General features: G+C 64.9%; 18 protein-coding genes. 15 read left to right on the top strand and 3 right to left on the bottom strand.

The window, feature by feature from the left end; all coding sequences use genetic code 11:
- Positions 1-3: 3 nt before the first annotated feature.
- The gene (locus tag G7Z99_RS00315; protein WP_181090962.1) at positions 4-759 is read right to left on the bottom strand and encodes a spermidine synthase; all 756 of its coding nucleotides are present in this window, start codon (positions 757-759) and stop codon (positions 4-6) included.
- A gap of 114 nt (positions 760-873) precedes the next feature.
- On the opposite strand from G7Z99_RS00315, the gene G7Z99_RS00310 reads away from it, so the two are divergent.
- Complete coding sequence (locus G7Z99_RS00310; protein WP_181090960.1) at positions 874-2,223, top strand: class II 3-deoxy-7-phosphoheptulonate synthase; 1,350 nt, start codon at positions 874-876, stop codon at positions 2,221-2,223.
- Positions 2,224-2,342: 119 nt separating this feature from the next.
- Here G7Z99_RS00310 and G7Z99_RS00305 read toward each other — a convergent pair whose 3' ends face one another.
- Positions 2,343-3,083, bottom strand: a complete 741-nt coding sequence (locus G7Z99_RS00305; protein WP_375139124.1) for a sulfite exporter TauE/SafE family protein — start codon at positions 3,081-3,083, stop codon at positions 2,343-2,345.
- A 125-nt stretch (positions 3,084-3,208) separates the two neighbouring features.
- On the opposite strand from G7Z99_RS00305, the gene G7Z99_RS00300 reads away from it, so the two are divergent.
- Positions 3,209-4,165 carry a LysR family transcriptional regulator gene (locus tag G7Z99_RS00300; RefSeq protein ID WP_181090956.1) on the top strand — a complete coding sequence of 319 codons (957 nt, stop codon included), beginning with the start codon at positions 3,209-3,211 and terminating at the stop codon, positions 4,163-4,165.
- A 56-nt stretch (positions 4,166-4,221) separates the two neighbouring features.
- Complete coding sequence (locus G7Z99_RS00295) at positions 4,222-4,680, top strand: MarR family winged helix-turn-helix transcriptional regulator (protein WP_181090954.1); 459 nt, start codon at positions 4,222-4,224, stop codon at positions 4,678-4,680.
- Between the two features lie 85 nt (positions 4,681-4,765).
- Here the strand turns inward: G7Z99_RS00295 and G7Z99_RS00290 are convergent, their stop codons facing one another.
- Positions 4,766-5,698 carry a lipid A biosynthesis lauroyl acyltransferase gene (locus G7Z99_RS00290; protein ID WP_181090952.1) on the bottom strand — a complete coding sequence of 311 codons (933 nt, stop codon included), beginning with the start codon at positions 5,696-5,698 and terminating at the stop codon, positions 4,766-4,768.
- A 111-nt stretch (positions 5,699-5,809) separates the two neighbouring features.
- Here G7Z99_RS00290 and minC point away from each other — a divergent pair, with 111 nt between their 5' ends.
- The 12 genes from minC to G7Z99_RS00230 all read left to right on the top strand — a co-directional run bounded on the left by minC (position 5,810) and on the right by G7Z99_RS00230 (position 17,014).
- Entirely contained in the window at positions 5,810-6,568 is a 759-nt protein-coding gene (gene minC, locus G7Z99_RS00285; protein ID WP_181090950.1) for a septum site-determining protein MinC, read from the top strand.
- A 98-nt stretch (positions 6,569-6,666) separates the two neighbouring features.
- Entirely contained in the window at positions 6,667-7,479 is an 813-nt protein-coding gene (gene minD / locus G7Z99_RS00280) for a septum site-determining protein MinD (protein ID WP_181090948.1), read from the top strand.
- A gap of 3 nt (positions 7,480-7,482) precedes the next feature.
- The gene (minE, locus tag G7Z99_RS00275; RefSeq protein WP_060393040.1) at positions 7,483-7,737 is read left to right on the top strand and encodes a cell division topological specificity factor MinE; all 255 of its coding nucleotides are present in this window, start codon (positions 7,483-7,485) and stop codon (positions 7,735-7,737) included.
- Between the two features lie 89 nt (positions 7,738-7,826).
- Entirely contained in the window at positions 7,827-8,462 is a 636-nt protein-coding gene (locus G7Z99_RS00270) for an RluA family pseudouridine synthase (RefSeq protein ID WP_181090946.1), read from the top strand.
- 189 nt (positions 8,463-8,651) lie between these two features.
- On the top strand, positions 8,652-9,941 hold the full coding sequence (locus G7Z99_RS00265; protein WP_181090944.1) for a M18 family aminopeptidase: 1,290 nt from the start codon (positions 8,652-8,654) through the stop codon (positions 9,939-9,941).
- 262 nt (positions 9,942-10,203) lie between these two features.
- Positions 10,204-10,368, top strand: coding sequence for a hypothetical protein (locus tag G7Z99_RS00260; protein ID WP_181090942.1), 165 nt, complete (start codon positions 10,204-10,206; stop codon positions 10,366-10,368).
- A gap of 45 nt (positions 10,369-10,413) precedes the next feature.
- Positions 10,414-12,594: a mechanosensitive ion channel family protein gene (locus G7Z99_RS00255; RefSeq protein ID WP_181090940.1), complete on the top strand. Its 2,181-nt coding sequence runs from the start codon at positions 10,414-10,416 to the stop codon at positions 12,592-12,594.
- 210 nt (positions 12,595-12,804) lie between these two features.
- The gene (locus tag G7Z99_RS00250) at positions 12,805-13,869 is read left to right on the top strand and encodes an ABC transporter substrate-binding protein (protein ID WP_181090938.1); all 1,065 of its coding nucleotides are present in this window, start codon (positions 12,805-12,807) and stop codon (positions 13,867-13,869) included.
- A 46-nt stretch (positions 13,870-13,915) separates the two neighbouring features.
- Positions 13,916-14,749 carry an ABC transporter permease gene (locus G7Z99_RS00245; protein WP_181090936.1) on the top strand — a complete coding sequence of 278 codons (834 nt, stop codon included), beginning with the start codon at positions 13,916-13,918 and terminating at the stop codon, positions 14,747-14,749.
- A complete protein-coding gene (locus G7Z99_RS00240) occupies positions 14,739-15,548 on the top strand; it encodes an ABC transporter permease (protein ID WP_181090934.1) in 810 nt (269 codons plus the stop codon). The genes G7Z99_RS00245 and G7Z99_RS00240 overlap by 11 nt, the downstream gene beginning before the upstream one ends.
- Position 15,549: 1 nt before the next feature.
- On the top strand, positions 15,550-16,539 hold the full coding sequence (locus G7Z99_RS00235; RefSeq protein WP_181090932.1) for an ABC transporter ATP-binding protein: 990 nt from the start codon (positions 15,550-15,552) through the stop codon (positions 16,537-16,539).
- A gap of 64 nt (positions 16,540-16,603) precedes the next feature.
- Positions 16,604-17,014 (top strand): PA2817 family protein, encoded by a 411-nt coding sequence (locus tag G7Z99_RS00230; RefSeq protein ID WP_181090930.1) that lies wholly within the window; start codon positions 16,604-16,606, stop codon positions 17,012-17,014.
- Positions 17,015-17,064: the final 50 nt, after the last annotated feature.

Here is a 17,064-nt window from a genome sequence, read left to right as displayed (position 1 = left end):
CCTTCACGTGGCCGGACGCAGTACCTGGATCAGCGGTTCGAGGCTGTACCCCAGGCGGGGGGCCAGGGCCTGGGCGCGCTGGCGCAGGCTGGGCAGGTCGAGTGCCTGATCGAGGTCGGCAGGCACGATCACCACCACGTTGCCCTCCTTGACCGGCAGCTCCCAGTAATGCCGGTGGTAGAGCCCCCTGAGCAAGGCAGCCCCCAGCGGCTTGCCCTCGTCGTTGGCCCACTGGTTGATGACCAGCCAACCGCCCGGGTTGAGCTTGCGCTGGCAGTCCTGCAGGAAATTCCAGGCCAAGTGCGCGACGCCGGGGCCGTGGTCGGTGTACAGGTCGACGAAGATCAGGTCCGCGCACTCGGCATCCGCCAGCAAGGTCATGGCGTCGCCGATGCGTACATACAGGCGCGGATCGTCGTCCAGCCCCAGGTACTGCATGGCCAGGCGAGGCACGTCGGGGCGCAGCTCGATGGCCTCGACATCCTCCAGTGGCAGGAACTTCAGGCAGGCCTGGGTCAGGGTACCGGCGCCCAGCCCCAGGAACAGTGCGCTGTCCGGTGCTTCATGGCACAAGGCAGCCAACAGCATGGCCCGTGTGTAGTCGTACTCGAGCCAGGCCGGATCGGCAGTGAACACACAGCTCTGCTCGATGGCATCGCCGAACTCCAGAAACCGGTATTCGTCCACCTCGAGCACGCTGATGACGCCGAAGGCATCCTCGACCCGCTCCAGCAGCCGCTCTTGCCGCTCGTTCGTCATTGCCCCATCCACGTGCGCAAAAGCGGGCATTGTCCGCCAATGCCGAGGGCGCAACAACCCAGCGCGCACCTGCTACCATGGGCCATCGCCCTTTTCCCTTGCACGAGTGCCCTGATGAACAGACCGTGGAGCCCCGACAGCTGGCGTGCCCTGCCAATCCAGCAGCAGCCGATCTACCCCGATGCCGCCCACCTGGGGCGTGTCGAACAGGCCTTGGCCAGCTACCCGCCGCTGGTGTTCGCAGGTGAAGCGCGCGAGCTGCGCCGCCAGTTCGCCGAAGTGACCCAGGGCCGAGCCTTCCTGCTGCAAGGCGGCGACTGCGCCGAGAGCTTTGCGGAGTTTTCCGCCGCGAAGATCCGCGACACCTTCAAGGTGCTGTTGCAGATGGCGATCGTCATGACCTTCGCCGCCGGCCTGCCGGTGGTCAAGGTCGGTCGCATGGCCGGCCAGTTCGCCAAACCGCGCTCGGCCAACGACGAGACTCTCGACGGGGTGACCCTGCCGGCCTACCGCGGCGACATCGTCAACGGCATCGGCTTCGACCCGGTCAGCCGGGTGCCGGACCCTGAGCGTCTGTTGCAGGCCTACCACCAGGCCACCGCCAGCCTGAACCTGTTGCGCGCCTTCGCTCAGGGCGGGTTCGCCGACCTGCACCAGGTGCACCGCTGGAACCTGGACTTCATCGCCAACTCGGCCCTGGCCAACAAGTACCACCAGTTGGCTGATCGCATCGACGAAACGCTGGCCTTCATGCGCGCCTGCGGCCTGGACAGCGCGCCGCAATTGCGCGAGACCAGCTTCTTCACCGCCCACGAAGCATTGCTGCTCAACTACGAGCAGGCCTTCGTGCGCCACGACAGCCTGACCGGCGACCCCTACGACTGCTCGGCGCACATGCTGTGGATCGGCGACCGCACCCGCCAGCTCGATGGCGCGCATGTGGAGTTCCTGCGTGGCGTGCACAACCCCATCGGGGTCAAGGTGGGCCCGAGCATGGACCCGCAGGAGCTGCTCCGGCTGATCGATGTGCTCAACCCCGACAACGATCCGGGTCGTCTCAACCTCATCGTGCGCATGGGCGCAGACAAGGTGGCCGAGCATTTCCCTCGGCTGCTGCAGACGGTCGCCCGCGAAGGCCGCCAGGTACTGTGGAGCTGCGACCCGATGCACGGCAACACCATCAAGGCCAGCAGCGGCTACAAGACCCGCGACTTCGCGCAGATCCTGGCGGAAGTCCGGCACTTCTTCGACGTTCACCGTGCCGAAGGCACCCATGCCGGCGGTATCCACATCGAGATGACCGGGCAAAACGTGACCGAATGCATCGGCGGCGCCCGACCGATCACCGAGGCGGGCTTGTCGGATCGCTACCACACCCACTGCGACCCGCGCCTGAACGCCGACCAGTCGCTGGAACTGGCGTTCATGATCGCCGATACGTTGAAGAGCAGCCTCAAGCGGTAGGGTTCAGTCGCACGTCATGAGCTGCAAGCTGCAAGCGATCGCCTGAACGGTCTCAGGGCTGGACCCTGAGGCCATGCGCCCCTGCGATACCGCTCAGCCTGCAGCTGACGACCTGCCGCTCACAGCTCGAACGCCAGCAACACCGCGCACACCACGAGGAACCCGCAGAACAGGCCGCGCAGGACTTTCTCGGGCAGGGCGTGGGCGAGCTTGACACCCCAGCTGATGCTCAGCAGACCGCCTACGGCCAACGGCAGGCCGATGCTCCAGTCGACGCTGTGGTGCACGCCGTAGGTCAGCAGGGTGATGGACGTGCTGGGCACGGCCAGGGCCAGGGACAGGCCCTGAGCGACCACTTGCGTGGCGCCGAAGACGCTGGTCAGTACCGGCGTCGCCACCACGGCGCCACCCACGCCGAACAGGCCGCCCATGCTGCCGGCGAACGCGCCCAGTACCCCCAACCAGGGCCAGGCATGACGCAGGCGATCGCTTGCCACGGCCCTGCGCATGAAGAGACGTATCCCGTTCCAGAGCGCCAGGACCACCAGGAAGCCGACGAACCCCAGGCGCATGATGTGGGCGTCCAGCCCTACCGCCCAGATCGAGCCCAGCCAGGCGAACAGCAGGCTGCACACCGACAGTGGCAAGGCGTGGCGCCATTCGATGCGGTTGCGCTGATGGTAGCGCCACAGGGCGAGCATGACGTTCGGCACCACCATCACCAGGGCCGTGCCCTGCGCCATCTGCTGGTCGAGCCCGAACAGAACGGCCAGCGCCGGAATGGCGACCAGCCCGCCACCGATGCCGAACAGGCCTCCCATAGTACCCAGGGCAGCGCCCAAGGCCACGAACATCACCATTTCCATCCCGACTCACTTCTGTCGTTGCGCAGTATGGCGCCATGCTAACGGCTCCCGCTTTGCACGGAAACGCACAAGCCCGCACAATGGCTTTGCACATTTCACATAAGCAAGGAGGTCTGCGCATGACGCCTGACATGCTGTCCGCACAGTTCAGCCTGTTCCTGGACGTGCTGGAGACCGGCAGCTTCTCGGCCGCCGCACGGCGTCATCACCTGACGCCTTCCGCTGTGGCCCGGCGCATGGACAGCCTGGAAAATGCCCTCGGCAGCCGCTTGTTCGTTCGCAGCACGCACCGAGTCGAAGCGACGCCTTCGGGCCGCGCGTTCGCCGAGCGTGCGCGGCGCATCCTCCACGAACTGCGCCTGGCCCGTGCCGAGGCGGTGTCGTTGAGCGAGTCGCCCGAAGGGCTGATCCGCATCAATGCACCGGCTGCGCTGGGCCGCCGCCACCTGGCGCCGGCCATCGCCGATTTTCTGGTCGCCTACCCAGGCCTGGATGTGCACTTGCAGTTGATCGACAGTTTCGTCGACCTGCAGGGCAGCCTGCTGGGCGAGTTCGATCTGGTACTGCGAGCGGGCCCATTGGCCGACACGCGACGGGTCGCCACGCCTCTGGCCGCGATGGTGCGGATCGCCTGCGCCAGCCCGGCCTACCTGGCCCGGCGTGGCATTCCCTCCACGCCGGCCGAGCTGCCCGAACATGACGGCCTGGACTGGGACGGCCCGGCACCGCCCTTCGCCTGGCGCTTCACAGAGGGCGACAGCACTCGCCTGTATCGCCCTCGCCGCTTGCGCCTGACGGCCAACAATGCCGAGGCCCTGCTCTGTGGTGCGCTGGCAGGGCTGGGCATCGCGCACCTGCCCACCTGGCTGACCAGCGAGCACCTCATGCGCGGCGAACTGGTGCCGTTGTTCTGCGATCACGGCCTGCCGGCACCGGAGGCCAGCGGCATCTATGCGCTGCGCCTCGAACATGAAACGAACTCTCGCAGCCGATTGCTGCTCGAATTTCTCAAGCACCGCTTCAGCCCGATCCCACCCTGGGACCAGGCCTTGCGCAGTGGGCTGCATCGACAATGAACCTAACGCATTGCGCGCATGCCAGATTGATATCCACCTAGCAGTGAAGGACATGCATGAACGCCGACATCCGATCCCCCAGCGATGAGCTGTTGCTGGACAGCCAGGTCTGTTTCGCCTTGCATTCCACCTCGTTGCTGATGACCAAGGTGTACAAACCACTGTTACAGACATTGGGCCTGACCTACCCGCAGTACCTGGCGATGCTGGTGCTGTGGGAGCACGATGGCATGACCGTGGGCGAAATCAGCCAACGATTGTTGACCGACCCAGGCTCGCTGACGCCGCTGCTCAAACGCCTGGAAAGCGAAGGCTTGCTCAAGCGCAATCGCAGCCGTGAAGACGAACGGGTGGTGCAGGTGCAACTGACCGACAAAGGTCGCCAGCTGCGCGAGGACGCGCGCCACGTGCCGAACGATATCCTGGGTGCCAGCGGGCGTAGCCAGGAGCGCTTGCGTCAGTTGCAGGAAGACCTGCTCGAATTGCGTGCCAGCTTGCAGAAGAACCTGGCCTGAGGCGGGCTGGCGGTTGACGAGGCGCTGAGGTGGCTGGTGCTTCCCCCTGCCAGCGACAGCCGCGCACTGCCTGTCAACGGCCCTCTCAGCCCTTGCGCTCATACAACCGGGGCGCGCCTTCGGGCCGCGACTTGAAGCGTCGGTGCGCCCACAGGTACTGCTCGGGGCACTCGCGCAGCACCGCCTCGACCCACTGGTTGATGCGCAGGCAGTCGTCTTCCTCGCTCGCCCCCGGGAAGCCTTCCAGCGGCGGGTGCACCACCAGCCGATAACCGCTGCCATCCTCGAGCCGGCGCTGGGTGAACGGGATCACCCGTGCCCTGCCCAGGCGCGCGAACTTGGTGGTGGCGGTCACCGTGGCGGCCGGAATGCCGAACAGCGGCACGAACACGCTCTGCTTGGTCCCGTAGTCCTGGTCCGGCGCATACCAGATGGCACGCCCGTTGCGCAGCAGCTTGAGCATGCCCCGCACGTCGTCACGCTCCACTGCCAGGGCATCGCGGTTGTGTCGCTCACGCCCACGCCGCTGGATATAGTCGAACAGTGCATTACCGTGCTCGCGGTACATGCCGTCGATGGTGTGCGCCTGGCCCAACAGCGCCGCGCCGATTTCCAGAGTGGTGAAATGCACGGCCATCAGGATCGCGCCCTGCCCGTCGCGCTGGGCGTCACGCAGGTGCTCCAGCCCTTCGATGTGGGCCAGGCGCGCCAGCCGGGCCCTGGGCCACCACCAGCTCATGGCCATTTCGAAGAAAGCGATGCCCGTGGAGGCGAAGTTTTCCTTGAGCAGCCGTGTGCGCTGCGCCCCGGACAGCTCGGGAAAGCACAGCTCCAGGTTGCGCGCCGCGATGCGCCGACGCTGACCGGCGACGCGGTACATCACCGCGCCCAGCATCCGGCCCAGCCCCAGCAAGGCACGATAAGGCAGTTGCACGATCAGCCAGAGCAGCCCCAGGCCCAGCCAGAGCCCCCAGAAGCGCGGATGAAAGAACTGAAGACGAAAACGCGGGCGTTCCATTGAAGCATCCGGTCAGACAAAGGCCGGGCATTCTACAACGGATCGGTGCGAGTTGCGGCCAGCGGGCGTTCTCGTTATAAGTCAGGGCACTTTTTTCGTAACAAGCCGTCTATGCAGACCATGAGCCCAAACCAGACACCCGACGCCGCACCCGTGTTCCAGCTCAAGGGCAGCATGCTTGCCATCACTGTGCTGGAGCTCGCCCACAACGATCTCGACGCGCTCGACCGGCAGTTGGCGGCGAAGGTCGCACAGGCCCCGAATTTCTTCAGCAACACGCCTCTGGTGTTGGCGCTGGACAAATTGCCCGGTGCCTGCGGCACCGTGGACCTGCCCACCCTGATGCGTATCTGCCGTCATCACGGCCTGCGTACCCTGGCCATCCGCGCCAGCCGGATCGAGGACATCGCCGCGGCGATCGCCATCGACCTGCCTGTCCTGCCGCCTTCGGGCGCTCGGGAACGACCGCTCGAACCCGAACCGGAAGTCAAGAAACCCGAGCCTGCTCCGCCACCGCCTCCGCCCAGCGAGCCAGAGGTGCGCCCGACGCGCATCGTCAGCTCCCCCGTGCGCGGTGGCCAGCAGATCTACGCCCAGGGCGGCGACCTGATCGTGACGTCCTCGGTCAGTCCGGGTGCGGAACTTCTTGCCGATGGCAACATCCATGTGTACGGCGCAATGCGGGGCCGCGCCCTGGCAGGCGTCAAGGGCAATACCCGCGCGCGGATCTTCTGCCAGCAGATGACCGCCGAACTGCTGTCCATCGCAGGTCAATACCGCGTGTGCGAAGAGCTGCGCCGCGACCCGCTCTGGGGGGCTGGCGTCCAGGTCAGCCTGTCTGGCGATGTGTTGAACATCACCCGCCTTTGACGGATACTTGCCGTCATTTTTAGTGCAACTTCTTTTCATGTTGCCGTTTTTGTGTATTTGCAGGGACTGCTGTCCCGTTCATCTAGGGGTGAAACACCTTGGCCAAGATTCTCGTCGTTACTTCCGGCAAGGGGGGCGTGGGCAAAACCACCACCAGCGCCGCCATTGGCACCGGTCTCGCGTTGCGCGGTCACAAGACAGTCATCGTCGACTTCGACGTCGGCCTGCGCAACCTGGACCTGATCATGGGCTGCGAGCGTCGCGTGGTGTATGACTTCGTCAACGTGGTCAACGGCGAGGCCAACCTGCAGCAGGCCCTGATCAAGGACAAGCGTCTGGAGAACCTGTTCGTGCTGGCGGCCAGCCAGACCCGCGACAAGGACGCACTGACCCAGGAAGGCGTCGAGAAGGTCTTGAACGAGCTGAAGGAAAGCTTCGAGTATGTGGTCTGCGACTCGCCCGCCGGCATCGAGAAGGGCGCGCACCTGGCCATGTACTTCGCCGACGAAGCCATCGTGGTGACCAACCCGGAAGTCTCGTCGGTACGCGACTCCGACCGCATGCTGGGTATTCTGGCCAGCAAATCGCGCCGCGCCGAGAGCGGCGAAGAGCCGATCAAGGAACACCTGCTCATCACCCGTTACCACCCCGAGCGCGTCGAAAAAGGCGAGATGCTCAGCATCGCCGACGTCGAGGAGATCCTTTCGATCAAGCTCAAGGGCGTGATCCCCGAATCCCAGGCGGTGCTCAAGGCCTCCAACCAGGGCATCCCGGTCATCCTCGACGACCAGAGCGATGCCGGCCAGGCCTACAGCGACGCCGTCGACCGCCTGCTGGGCAAAGAGAAGCCGATGCGCTTCATCGACGTACAGAAGAAGGGATTCTTCGAGCGCATTTTCGGGAGCAAATAAACCATGAACCTTTTTGACTTCTTTCGTGGCAGACAGAAACAGAGCAGCGCGTCGGTGGCGAAAGAGCGTCTACAGATCATCGTGGCGCACGAGCGCGGACAGCGCAGCACCCCGGACTACCTCCCCGCCTTGCAGAAGGAACTGGTCGAGGTGATCCGCAAGTATGTGAACATTGGCAACGACGATGTGCAGGTCGCCCTGGAAGACCAAGGCAACTGCTCGATCCTCGAGTTGAACATCACCCTCCCGGAGCGTTGATCGCCCCGGGTCACGTGCACGGCGACGGCCAGGCCGGCAGCTCGACTGCCGCGCCTGCCGTCGCCGTCGCGTTTTGCAGAGAACCCGCAATGCCGTTGTCGAACGTCCAGATCCTTCATCAAGATGCCGCCGTGCTGGTGGTCAACAAGCCGACGCTGCTGCTGTCGGTGCCCGGCCGCGCCGACGACAACAAGGACTGCCTGATCACCCGCCTGCAGGAAAACGGCTACCCGGACGCGCTGATCGTGCACCGGCTCGACTGGGAGACCTCGGGCATCATCCTGCTGGCCCGCGACGCCGACAGCCATCGCGAGCTGTCCCGGCAATTCCACGATCGCGAAACCGAAAAAGCCTACACCGCCCTGTGCTGGGGCCAGCCGGACCGCGACAGCGGCAGCATCGACCTGCCCTTGCGCTACGACCCACCGACCAAGCCGCGCCACGTGGTCGACCACGAACTGGGCAAGCGTGCCCTGACCTTCTGGCGCGTGCTCGAACGGCACACCGACCATTGCCGCGTCGAACTGACACCGGTCACCGGCCGTTCGCACCAGTTGCGCGTGCACATGCTGTCGATCGGTCACCCGCTGCTGGGCGACCGTCTCTATGCCAACCCCGAGGCCCTGGCCGCCCATGAGCGCCTGTGCCTGCACGCCAGCATGCTGGCGTTCACCCACCCGGTGTCAGGCGAGCGCCTGCGCTTTACCTGCCCTGCGCCTTTCTGAAGGTACGCGCCATACGCTGCGAGCTGTCGGTGATGGCGAGGGTTGCACCGCTACGTTCCAGGCACCAGGCACCGAGCCGAAGCCCTGCAGAATGGCTTGTGGCGCGTAGCGCGTGGCTTGCCGCTTGCAACTGCTCCGCCGTTGCCCGAAGCTTGCAGCTCAACGCTTGCCGCTGGTCTGGAGTACCTTATGCGCGACACCCTCAATCGAGGCCTGATCGATTTCCTCAAGGCGTCACCGACGCCGTTTCACGCCACCGCGTCGATTGCCCAGCGTCTGGAGGCGGCCGGCTACAGGCGCCTCGACGAACGTGAGCGCTGGACCACGGTGCCAGGCGGTCGCTACTACGTCACGCGCAATGACTCCTCGATCATCGCCCTGCAACTGGGCAAGCAATCGCCGCTCGAAAGCGGCATGCGCCTGGTGGGCGCCCATACCGACAGCCCGTGCCTGCGCGTCAAGCCGCAGCCTGAACTGCAACGTCACGGCTTCCTGCAGCTGGGGGTGGAAGTCTACGGCGGCGCCCTGCTGGCGCCGTGGTTCGACCGCGACCTGTCGTTGGCAGGCCGCGTGACCTTCCGCCGTGATGGCAAGGTCGAGAGCCAGCTGGTCGACTTCAAGCTGCCGATCGCCGTCATTCCCAACCTGGCCATTCACCTCAACCGCACGGCCAACGAGGGGTGGCCGATCAATGCCCAGCACGAGCTGCCACCGATCCTGGCGCAGGTGGCCGGCGATGAGCGCGTCGACTTCCGGGCGCTGCTGACCGAGCAGTTGGCCCGCGAACACGAGCTCAATGCCGACGTGGTGCTCGATTACGAACTCAGCTTCTACGACACCCAGGAGGCCGCGCAGATCGGTCTGCATGGCGAGTTCATCGCGGGCGCGCGCCTGGACAACCTGTTGTCCTGCTTCGCCGGGGTTCAGGCCCTGCTGGCCGCCGACAGTGACGAGACCTGTGTGCTGGTCTGCACCGACCATGAGGAGGTCGGCTCCTGCTCGGCCTGCGGTGCCGATGGGCCGATGCTCGAGCAGACCCTCCAACGCCTGCTGCCGGGGCACGACGAGTACGTGCGCTGCATCCAGCGCTCGCTGCTGATCTCGGCCGACAACGCCCACGGCGTGCACCCCAACTACGCCGACAAGCACGATGGCAACCACGGCCCCAAGCTCAACGCCGGGCCGGTGATCAAGGTCAACAGCAACCAGCGCTACGCCACCAACAGCGAGACGGCCGGGTTCTTCCGCCACCTGTGCATGGCCGAGGAAGTGCCGGTGCAGAGCTTCGTGGTGCGCAGCGACATGGGGTGTGGTTCGACCATCGGTCCGATCACTGCCGGCCACTTGGGCGTGCGGACGGTGGACATCGGCCTGCCGACCTTCGCCATGCATTCGATCCGCGAGCTGTGCGGCAGCCATGATCTGGCGCACCTGGTGAAAGTGCTGACGGCGTTCTATCGGAGTGCGGAGTTGCCGTAAGGCAGAGGTGGCGACGTACAGCCTGGACGGCCTGACTGGCCTGACAGCGCGATGCATTTTTTTGTGAGACCAGGCTTGCCTGCGATGCTGGCGGTGACGGACCGGACGCCATCGCGGGTAAGCCCGCTCCCACAAGGTCCGTGACACCCCATTCCACCGTGGCATGGATAGGGGGACATCCCTTGTCCTACCTCAATGCCCTGCTCCTTGCCTTGGCTACACTTTTCCTGTCGATCTTGTGTCTTCGCAGAAGGAGCCTGCCATGTCCGCCTTGCATTCGATGCTGATTCCCGTCATCGCGGGTCTGTCATTGCTGACCGTGGGCTTCAGCCTGCGTGAACGTGACCTGGGCGTGCTGATGATGTGGCTGGGTACGCTGAGCATCTTTGCGATCATGTGCTGGAAGATCCTCGAGAAACTGGCCTGAAATCCTCTACACTCGGGCATCGTCTGTCCCGAGGTAGAGTGTACGGTGCCTGTTCTCCTGCGTTGTCTTTATCTGTTGTGCCTGTTCGCCTTCATCGCGCCCGTTCAGGCGGCCGGATTGCCCAGCCTGCTGGGATCGGGTTCGTCTCATCAGGAACAAGCCTCCGAACCGTTGGGCAAGTCGCTCGACGAGGTCATCACCACGTTGGAAAACGACCAGCAGCGCGGCAAACTGCTGGCGGATCTGAAGAAGCTGCGCGACAGCACGCGCCAGGCCCAGCCGGCCGAGGCGCAAGGCGTGCTCGGGCTGATCGGCGGCACCCTGCACGACATCGAAAAGCAGTTCAGCGGCGAGTCCAGCCCGTTCCTGCGCTGGTCACTGGAACTCGATCAGGCCAGGCAGGAGCTGTCGACGCTGGCCGTGCCGATGCAGGAATGGCCGATGATCCTCTTCGGCTTCGCGGCCATCATCGCGGTCTGGAGCCTGCTGGCCATGGCCTTCAACTGGCTTGGCCACCGCCTGCAGGTGCGCTTCGGGCTGCCCGAGGAACTGCCACAGCATCCACGCCCCTGGGACCTGCTGCGGTTTGCCGTGCGCAAGCTCGGGCCCTGGCTGGTGGCGCTGATCTTCACCGTCTACCTGAGCTTCGCCCTGCCCTCGTCGCTGGGCAAATCCATGGCCATGGTACTGGCCTATGCCCTGGTAGTCGGCACCTGCTTCTCGGCCATCTGCGTGATCGCCTTCTCCCTGCTCGATGGACCGCACCGCCACCGTGCGCTGGACATCCTGCGCCACCGCGCCTTCAACCCGCTCTGGCTGATCGGCAGCTTCGCGGCCTTCGGCGAGGCCATGAGCGATCCGCGCCTGACTGCAGCCCTGGGCGTGCACCTGGCGCACACCCTGGCCACCGTCACCAACATCGTAGCTGCGGTGTGCACGGGCCTGTTCATCCTGCGCTTCCGTCGGCCCATCGCCCACCTGATCCGCAACCAGCCGCTGTCGCGACGCCTGACGCGGCGCACCCTGAGCGACACCATCGGCGTCCTGGGCAGCTTCTGGTACGTGCCGGCACTGGCACTGGTCGCGATCTCGCTGTTCGCCACCTTCGTTTCGGCGGGCGACACCAGCACCGCGCTGCGCCAGTCGCTGATGTGCACGGTGCTGGTGGTGGTGTGCATGGTGCTCAACGGCCTGGTCCGTCGGCATGCGGTCAACCCATGGCGCACCCACCGGCGCCAGCAGGTCTATGTCGAGCGATTGAAGAGCTTCGGCTATGCCTTGCTGCACCTGTTCATCTGGCTGGTATTTCTGGAGATCGGCCTGCGGGTCTGGGGCCTGTCGATGATCCGCTTCGCCGAAGGCGACGGGCATGAGGTCAGCCTGCGGGTCATGGGCCTGGCTACCACACTGATCATCGCCTGGCTGGTGTGGATCCTGGCCGATAGTGCCGTGCACCATGCCCTGGTGCGCTCGCGTCGCGGCCTGGCCAACGCCCGGGCGCAGACCATGATGCCGCTGGTGCGCAACGTGCTGTTCATCACCATCTTCATCATCGCGCTGATCGTGGCCCTGGCCAACATGGGCATGAACGTCACGCCCCTGCTCGCCGGTGCCGGTGTCATCGGCCTGGCCGTGGGCTTCGGCGCCCAGTCGCTGGTGGCCGACCTGATCACGGGCCTGTTCATCATCATCGAGGACTCGCTGGCGATCGACGACTACGTCGAACTGGGCGGGCACCTGGGCACGGTCGAAGGCTTGACCATTCGCACCGTGCGTCTGCGCGACATCGACGGCATCGTGCACACCATCCCGTTCAGCGAGATCAAGAGCATCAAGAACTACTCGCGCGAGTTCGGCTATGCCATCTTCCGCGTGGCCATTCCGCACACCATGGACATCGACCAGGCCATCGGCCTGATCCGCGACGTCGCGCAGAAGCTGCGCGCCGACCCCTTGATGCGCCGCAACATCTGGTCGCCTCTGGAGCTGCAAGGCGTGGAGAGCTTCGAGTCGGGGTCGGCCATCTTGCGGGCACGCTTCAAGACCGCGCCGATCAAGCAATGGGAAGTGTCGCGTGCCTTCAACCTGGCGCTCAAGCGCAAGCTCGACGAGGCTGGCCTGGACCTGGCCACACCTCGGCTGTCGGTGCAGGTGGTGAACGCCAGTGGCGGTGGGCCGCTGCAACCTGCTGGCGGCGCCCCTGCCGACACTGCGCCTGCCGAGTAGCCCAGGCCTGCACAGGGTACGGTGGGAACCCCCACCGTATCGGCGTCCTGCGCCCCCTGCACCCAGGCAGATCTGAACTACGCTGTAGCTTCAGCGCGCTGTCACACGACGGACATCAGACGGTCATGAACCCCCGTCAGCATGGCCGCTGCCGTCGACGTTCCCGCCCAGGCCTGTCGCAGGCCAGCGATCCCACGCAAGGAGTTCTGGATGAAACAGCTGTTCATGGCATCACTGCTTGGCTCCGCCCTGGCCCTGTGCACGATGGCACAGGCAGCCGACGACGACCTCAAGGCGCTGGAGGACGCCGCGCGCAAGGAAGGCGCGGTGAACAGCGTCGGGATGCCGGACGCCTGGGCCAACTGGAAAGGCACCTGGGCCGACCTGGCCAGCCGCTATGGCCTCGTGCACAGCGACACCGACATGAGTTCTGCCCAGGAGGTCGCCAAGTTCGACGCTGAAAAAGACAACGCCAGCGCCGACATCGGCGACGTCGGTGCCTCCTTCGGCCCCATCGCGGTCGCCAAGGGCGTCACCCAGCCCTACAAGCCCACGACCTGGGAGCAGATTCCCCAGTGGGCCAAGGATCAGGACGGGCACTGGGCGCTGGCCTACACCGGGACCATCGCCTTCATCATCAACAAGGACCTGGTCAAGGAAAAGGACCGTCCGACCCAATGGCACGATCTGGAACACGGCAGCTACAAGGTCGCCATCGGTGACGTCGGCACGGCCGCCCAGGCCGCCAATGGCGTGCTCGCTGCCGCCATTGCCTACAAGGGCGACGAACGCAACGTCGCACCTGGGCTTCAGCTGTTCACCACACTGGCCCAGCAAGGTCGCCTGTCCATGGCCAACCCGACCATCCAGACCCTGGAGAAAGGCGAGGTCGAAGTGGGCGTGGTCTGGGACTTCAATGGCCTGAGCTACCGGGAGCAGATCGACCCCAAACGCTTCGAGGTGGTCATTCCCGCCGATGGCTCGGTGATGTCCGGTTATACCACGATCATCAACAAGTACGCCAAGCACCCGAATGCCGCCAAGCTCACCCGTGAGTACATCTTCAGCGATGCGGGCCAGACCAACCTGGCCGTCGGCCATGCCCGGCCGATCCGCGCCGAATACTTGAAGCTGGCACCCGAGGTGCAGGCCAAACTGTTGCCCAACGAGCAATACCGCGCAGCCCAGCCGATCAAGAACGTCGAGGCCTGGGAGGTGACGGCCAAGAAACTGCCGCAGCTCTGGCAGGATCAGGTCATCGTGGAAATGCAGTGAGCCGAGGCGCGGACATGGTCGAGGCTCGTCAGTGGCAGGCCGTGTCATGAACACGCGCACGCGTGGCTGGGCGTTGCTGTGCGTGGCGCCCTTCGTCCTGTGCCTGCTGGTCTTTCAGATCGCCCCGCTGGCGTGGGTCATGGTGCACAGCGTGCAGACCGACGACGGCTGGGGCCTGGACAACTTCGTGCGCATCGCCACTTCGAAATTTCACCGGCAAGCCATCGGGCACAGCCTGGAAATCGCCTTCTGGTCAAGCCTGATCGGCATCGTCGTCGCCTTGCTCGGCAGCTACTCCCTGACCCGCGTGGACTCACGGCTGCGTGACATCGTCAGCGCCTTCGCCAACATGACCAGCAACTTCAGCGGGGTGCCGCTGGCCTTCGCCTTCATCATCCTGCTCGGCTTCAACGGCGCGCTGACCTTGCTGCTCAAGCAGGCCGGCCTGATCGAGGGCTTCAACCTGTACTCCAAGAGCGGCCTGATCCTGGTCTACAGCTACTTCCAGATTCCGCTCGGCGTGCTGTTGCTCTACCCGGCGTTCGACGCGCTTCGCGAAGACTGGCGCGAATCCGCAGCGTTGCTGGGCGCCAGCCCAGGACAGTATTGGCGGCACATCGGTTTACCGGTCCTGGCGCCAGCACTGCTGGGCACCTTCGTGATTCTGCTGGCCAATGCCCTGGGTGCCTATGCCACGGTCTACGCTCTGACCACCGGCAACTTCAACATGGTGCCGATCCGCATCGCCGCGCTGGTGGCGGGTGACATCACCCTCGACCCCAACCTGGCCAGTGCCTTGGCCATGATCCTGGTCGGCCTGATGACACTCGTCGCCGTGGTGCATCATTGGCTGCTGAAGCGGAGCTACCATGCGCGCTGATCGTTCATGCGAGGGTTTACGTGCCCAGCGGATGTACCACCACGGGGTGGTGTATCTGCTGTTCCTGATCCTGCTGCTGCCCCTGGCAGGCACCCTGCTCTACTCCCTGGCCACCAGCTGGTCGGCCAGCCTGCTGCCCAGTGGGCTGACCTTCAAGTGGTACATCGCCCTGTGGAGCGAGCCGCGCTTCCTGGCGGCGTTCGGCCGGTCGCTGCTGATCTGCGTCGGCGCGTTGCTGCTGTCGGTGGCGCTGATCCTGCCGTTGCTGTTCGTGGTGCACTATCACTTCCCACGGTGGGACGCGTGGATGAACGTGGTGATCCTGCTGCCGTTCGCCGTGCCGCCGGTGGTGTCGTCGGTCGGCTTGCTGCAGCTCTACGGCAGCGGCCCGATGGCGATGGTCGGCACGCCCTGGATCCTGATCGGCTGCTACTTCACCATCGCCCTGCCCTTCATGTACCGGGCGATCACCAACAACCTGAGGGCGATCCACTTGCACGACCTGATGGACGCCGCCCAGCTGCTCGGCGCCAGCCCTTGGCAGGCGGCGCTGCTGGTGGTGCTGCCCAACCTGCGCAAGGGTCTGCTGGTGGCGCTGCTGCTGTCGTTCTCGTTCCTGTTCGGCGAATTCGTCTTCGCCAACCTGCTGGTCGGTACGCGCTACGAGACCTTGCAGGTCTACCTCAACAACATGCGCAACAGCAGCGGTCACTTCAACAGCGCGCTGGTAATCTCCTACTTCGCGTTCGTGCTGGTGCTGACCTGGGTCGCCCATCGCTTGAACAAGGACAACGCCTGACATGAGTTTTCTCAGTGTGCGTTACTTGCATAAACGCTATGCGGGCACGCCGGTGTTCCAGGCCATCGACTGCGAGGTCGAACGGGGCGAGTTCGTCACCTTGCTCGGCCCCTCCGGCTGCGGCAAATCGACCCTGTTGCGTTGCATTGCCGGGCTGACCCCGGTGGACGGTGGCCAGATCCTGCTCGAGGGTCAGGACATCGTGCCGCTCAGCCCGCAACGCCGTGGCATCGGCATGGTGTTTCAGCAGTACGCGCTGTTCCCCAACATGACCGTGGAACAGAACGTCGGCTTCGGTCTGCGCATGCAGAAGACGGCACCTGCAGAGCGGCTGGCACGAGTACGCGAGATGCTGGAACTGGTCGAGCTGACGGACTACGCCACGCGCTATCCGCACCAGCTCTCCGGTGGGCAATGTCAGCGCGTCGCGCTGGCCCGCTCACTGGTGACCCGCCCCCGGCTGCTGCTGCTCGACGAACCGTTGTCGGCCCTGGATGCCCGCATTCGTCGGCATCTGCGCGAGCAGATCCGAACGATCCAACGCGAACTGGGTTTGACCACTCTATTCGTCACCCATGACCAGGAAGAGGCCCTGACGCTGTCCGATCGGATCGTGCTGATGAACGAGGGCCGCATCGTCCAGAGCGGCGATGCCGAAACGTTGTACACCGCCCCGGTGGATGCCTTCGCGGTCGGTTTCATCGGGCACTACAACCTGCTCGATGGGCCGAGCGCCAGCCAACTGCTGCGCCGTCCCATCGCCAGACGCCTGGCCATCCGCCCGGAGGCCATCCGCTTGGACGCACAGGGCACGCTCACAGGGCGCATTCTGGGGCACAGCCTGCTCGGCAACGTCATCCGTTACCGTGTCGCCGTCGAGGACGTCGAGCTGCGTGTCGATGTGCTCAATCGCACGGCGGCCGACCTGCATGCCGCGGGGTGCCACGTACGCCTGTCCATCGAGCCCTCGGCCCTGATCGAGATCGACTGAAGCCCCAGAGGCGGGCGATCAGGCGTATACTCCGCCTCCGTTTCAGCCAACCGAGGACCTTCCCATGGCCAATTCACATCTGGTCTACCACCTGCAACTGCTCCAGCACCTGCGCACCATTCTGGTGGCGTTGGGCGAGGCCGAGCAGGTGCCGGATGAAAGCCACGCCCTGTTCCTCGAACGCTTCGACGAGCTGTTGGCTCAACTGCCGCAGGATCCGCTGGAAAGCCAGTACCTGGGCCAGGACTTGATGTGCCAGGTGATCCAGCGTTATCCGCAGATCGCACACCTGGTGCCCCGCGATCTCTTGTGGTTCTTTGGCGGCGACTGCTTGCACTTCATGCCTGACGAGGAGCTGGACGTGTACCAGCAACTGGAAGAGCGGCGTCACGAGGCGCACCAGAACGACGAACCCTTCGATTGGCATCAGGAAAAGCGATTGCTGTCAGGGCCTGTGGACGACTCGCGCCACTGACCTCGAAGACGGCGTGCAAGGCATCGCCTTCAGTCCTGTCCTTTCTCCCC

Origin of the sequence: Pseudomonas entomophila (assembly GCF_013523165.1) — a bacterium.
Taxonomy (GTDB): domain Bacteria; phylum Pseudomonadota; class Gammaproteobacteria; order Pseudomonadales; family Pseudomonadaceae; genus Aquipseudomonas; species Aquipseudomonas entomophila_A.
The sequence above is the reverse complement of the archived record's forward strand: the minus strand, read 5'-3'. Positions and strand labels throughout refer to the sequence as shown.